The organism is Pseudobacteriovorax antillogorgiicola, assembly GCF_900177345.1.
Lineage (GTDB): Bacteria > Bdellovibrionota_B > Oligoflexia > Oligoflexales > Oligoflexaceae > Pseudobacteriovorax > Pseudobacteriovorax antillogorgiicola.
Genome location: NZ_FWZT01000058.1, coordinates 1 through 3243, shown reverse-complemented (window position 1 = coordinate 3243; position 3243 = coordinate 1). Strand labels below are relative to the sequence as shown.

Genomic DNA, 3243 nt, shown 5'->3' with positions numbered 1-3243 from the left:
CATTGGTTAGCTTCATTGATGCCTCCTAGTTCTCGAGAGGCCTAGCATACACTAATGTTTGCCATAGTTTTTAGCATTATTGAGATCGGCTCTAGAGTTTCATCATCTGCTTTCCTGCAGACAACTTACCCCGCAGCTTCTTACCTGTATTTCCATTGGCAATCACAAGAGGTACTTTTAACTTTGATTTATCGGGAATCAACATGCTTCCAAACTTTGTACCTTTTTCCAAATTTCTAAAGGTCATACGAACTTGAAGATGTTTGCTCTGAATCAAATTTTTATCCATCTTATGCTCGGTGACAAGGGCAAGATTAATCTCACTACTCTTTTTAATGACATTTTTTTGATTCATTAAGACGAGCTTTTTTTCTATAAAGTCCTTTATTGCACTTTTCTGTTCCTGTAATTCTTTAAACGAGATACGCTCATTTTTATCCTTATCAAAATCAAAAAAGAGTTCAACTGGTAGGGTTGCTAGAATACTGACGCTATTCTTTTTCATTGAAATGACAACTGAATTCGAAATCGGTTGATGGGCATAAATAATACTAGCTGAAGTGACAACAGTAAGTAAAAGCGCAATCCAACTTATTCTTAAAACTTCTTTCATATAACTCACCTAGGAAGACAATTTAGATATCTCCCCTTTGAGAAGGGGATGCGAATAATACCGAATATGGTAGATATCGAAGTGTAAACCGATCAACCCGGCCCACCTCCTCCGCCACCGCCACCGCCACCGCCACCTCCGCTACTTCCACTAACTGCAAAAGAATCGTCGGCAACGCCCTTCAGACATGAAGGTAGAAACGGAAAGTAATTTGTCATGTAGTAGGCATAATCATAAGTATGGGTTACCGTTTCCCCGGAAACATCATCAACTGTTGAAACCGTATAAGTTCCGGATCGTCCATTGCACTCATCAAGATCACCTAAGCCTTCTACATATTCATAGTCCTCAATGTAAGCTCCATCGTATGTACCACCTAAACTCTCTCGTGTTCCTTCCTTCAGTGCGTAGCTGGTTCGAGGTTCGAAAATTGTCCCCGATTCAGCAGCAGCATTTTCGTAGGCATAAAGGCCGTATATTGGGTAGCCATCGGGAGCCCAACCGATGTGAGTAATAGCAGGGGAGGTAGGAAGAAGCGAGGTTGGTACACCGTGGTAATGGTACTGGCTACCGGTATCGAGTGGATGCGCATAGTTACAATCCAAGCCCGGATCAATACCACCTTCATTCCCAGTTGCTCCGATCAATAAGTTACCTCTTAAGCCTTCCCATTGCCAAACTGATCCATCGTCAGCAGTGGTAAAACCTCCAACTCCGGAATGAATATTTGCTCCATCTAGAATTACCCCTCCTAACCAGTCTGGAGGACGCAGATCTTCAGTGGTGCTACTCGTGTCTGGGGTGATGGGGACCTGGAGCTCGTATTCGGAAGGACCAATCTCTGATGGAATATCAGCTGTAGCAATTGGAAATGATGCAATGGGATGCGATGGAAGACTATTATGCGAAATGTAGCGGGTACTTCCTGATATATATTCAGTATAAGAGGGTGCCACAGATGGGTAGACCTCCTCAGAGGTCGAGTCACACTCGTAACTGATGGCGTCAATCTCTAGCGAACCATCCTCATTCCATACTACATCCCCTGTATAGGTATCTACCGCGGTTTCAACTTCTCCCGTTGTTTCACCAGTTGAATCATCGGAGTCATCGGACTCACATCCCAGGTACACTGTGCTGGCAGTCAATATCGAAGCAATGCAGCAAACTAACTTGGGTATTTTGCTAGTTTCTCTCTTCATTTGATCCTTTCCTAATACGATTATTATTTAATGGGACATTTAAACGACTTTCAAAGCTAAATTGGGAAACAAATATGACTCCCAGAGTTTCTACTTAGATGAAAATTTAGTGAAATATCTTGAAAAAAGTATACCAGACCACATTCAATCTCACTTAAATTTTTTAAAAACCCAATAACCTTACCTCTTACTGGGTTATCAACCCTAGCCAATGAGGTGATGAGAGGCGATACGGAAGACCTAGGAACTATAGTTCGCGAAGTATAGTGGATGCTACGTTTTACGTCGCAAAGTCAGGTTGTCAATGGCGATTGTTGCCGCGAGATTTGCCGCCATGCATGTCCAATGAAGGCGGTTTTGAGCGAATCAAATTGGCCATTGTCCACCATATAATGGTTTGAAGATCGTCGAAAGCCCGAGCCATAAGTTGGCCTAATTGATTCACACTCAGGAGAAACTAGTTTAATGGTGACAATGGTTTCGATGGCCTATAAAAGTAAAAGGTATGAAGCTGCCTATTCTTGTAGAAACGCTAGGTTCAGTCCTTCCCTAGCGGCCTTGTTTTATGCTCGATCTCGTGTTTCATCGTTTGTCGGAAGCTCCTCACCTTCAGAGCCTGATTCTTCAGCAACAGGTTCCACGGAGCTAGTTTCCTCTTCTTCGGGGTCATAGACATCCGCTGAACGACCACGTTCTCCTAAATGATCAACTAGAGACTGCGGGCCAACTATTAAGGTATGAGGATCACTATAGCCGCCAATATTATTGCCTTCGACATTTTCGACAATAAACTTGCTGCTATGAAACAAGTAGGCATTGATGTAATGGAAGGACTGTTCAGAAGCGTTCAAAGTAGAATCACCATAGATCGCAAAATGCAACGACGTCGCTGTTTCTTCTGGGTCGAAATCTCTTGTATTTAAGACACCTTCTTGCACCCCGCAATGAAGCTGATCTCCGCGGAGTTCACAGGTATTGTAGAGTGGTTTATAACGCGAAGAAAGATCACTTGATTCATTTCCTGAGCTACAGCTTATAAGAAAAACTATTGGCAAAAATACTGTTGCTTTCACTTCATGGCTCCGTTTTTAAACGCCTCATCATTGAGACCCCAGCTACGCAGCAAAAAACATGCCTCTCCAAACATCCATATACAAAAGGAGTTGAATCAAGAAAATTGCGTTTATGATCGAATTCGATTATGTCGTTTAGCAAAATTGTTTATAAAAGAATGTAGCTGAAAAGACAATATACAAGAGGGGTATAAACCTTGACTAGCTGCCGATGAGAACATGATACAAACTGAACTTATTCTAAGGGGAGAAAATAGTGCCTAGAGCCGATCTCAATAATGCTAAAAACTATGGCAAACATTAGTGTATGCTAGGCCTCTCGAGAACTAGGAGGCATCAATGAAGCTAACCAATG

Annotated in this window: 3 protein-coding genes and 1 pseudogene; 1 reads left to right on the top strand and 3 read right to left on the bottom strand. The window is 42.4% G+C overall.

What is annotated here, in order from left to right; translation table 11 throughout:
• Positions 1 to 91 precede the first annotated feature (91 nt).
• Complete coding sequence (locus B9N89_RS31060) at positions 92 to 613, bottom strand: hypothetical protein (RefSeq protein ID WP_132326486.1); 522 nt, start codon at positions 611 to 613, stop codon at positions 92 to 94.
• 92 nt (positions 614 to 705) lie between these two features.
• Positions 706 to 1815: a YHYH protein gene (locus B9N89_RS31055; protein WP_132326484.1), complete on the bottom strand. Its 1110-nt coding sequence runs from the start codon at positions 1813 to 1815 to the stop codon at positions 706 to 708.
• A 236-nt stretch (positions 1816 to 2051) separates the two neighbouring features.
• Between B9N89_RS31055 and B9N89_RS32565 the strand changes: the two are divergent.
• A pseudogene (locus B9N89_RS32565) lies at positions 2052 to 2216 on the top strand (transposase); the annotation flags it as partial.
• A 162-nt stretch (positions 2217 to 2378) separates the two neighbouring features.
• On the opposite strand, the gene B9N89_RS31045 reads toward B9N89_RS32565, so the two are convergent.
• On the bottom strand, positions 2379 to 2888 hold the full coding sequence (locus tag B9N89_RS31045; RefSeq protein WP_132326482.1) for a hypothetical protein: 510 nt from the start codon (positions 2886 to 2888) through the stop codon (positions 2379 to 2381).
• Positions 2889 to 3243: the final 355 nt, after the last annotated feature.

Coding starts and splice junctions, on each gene's coding strand:
- B9N89_RS31060 (WP_132326486.1), bottom strand. CDS start 613: ATGAAAGAAGTTTTAAGAATAAGTTGGATTGCGCTTTTACTTACTGTT.
- B9N89_RS31055 (WP_132326484.1), bottom strand. CDS start 1,815: ATGAAGAGAGAAACTAGCAAAATACCCAAGTTAGTTTGCTGCATTGCT.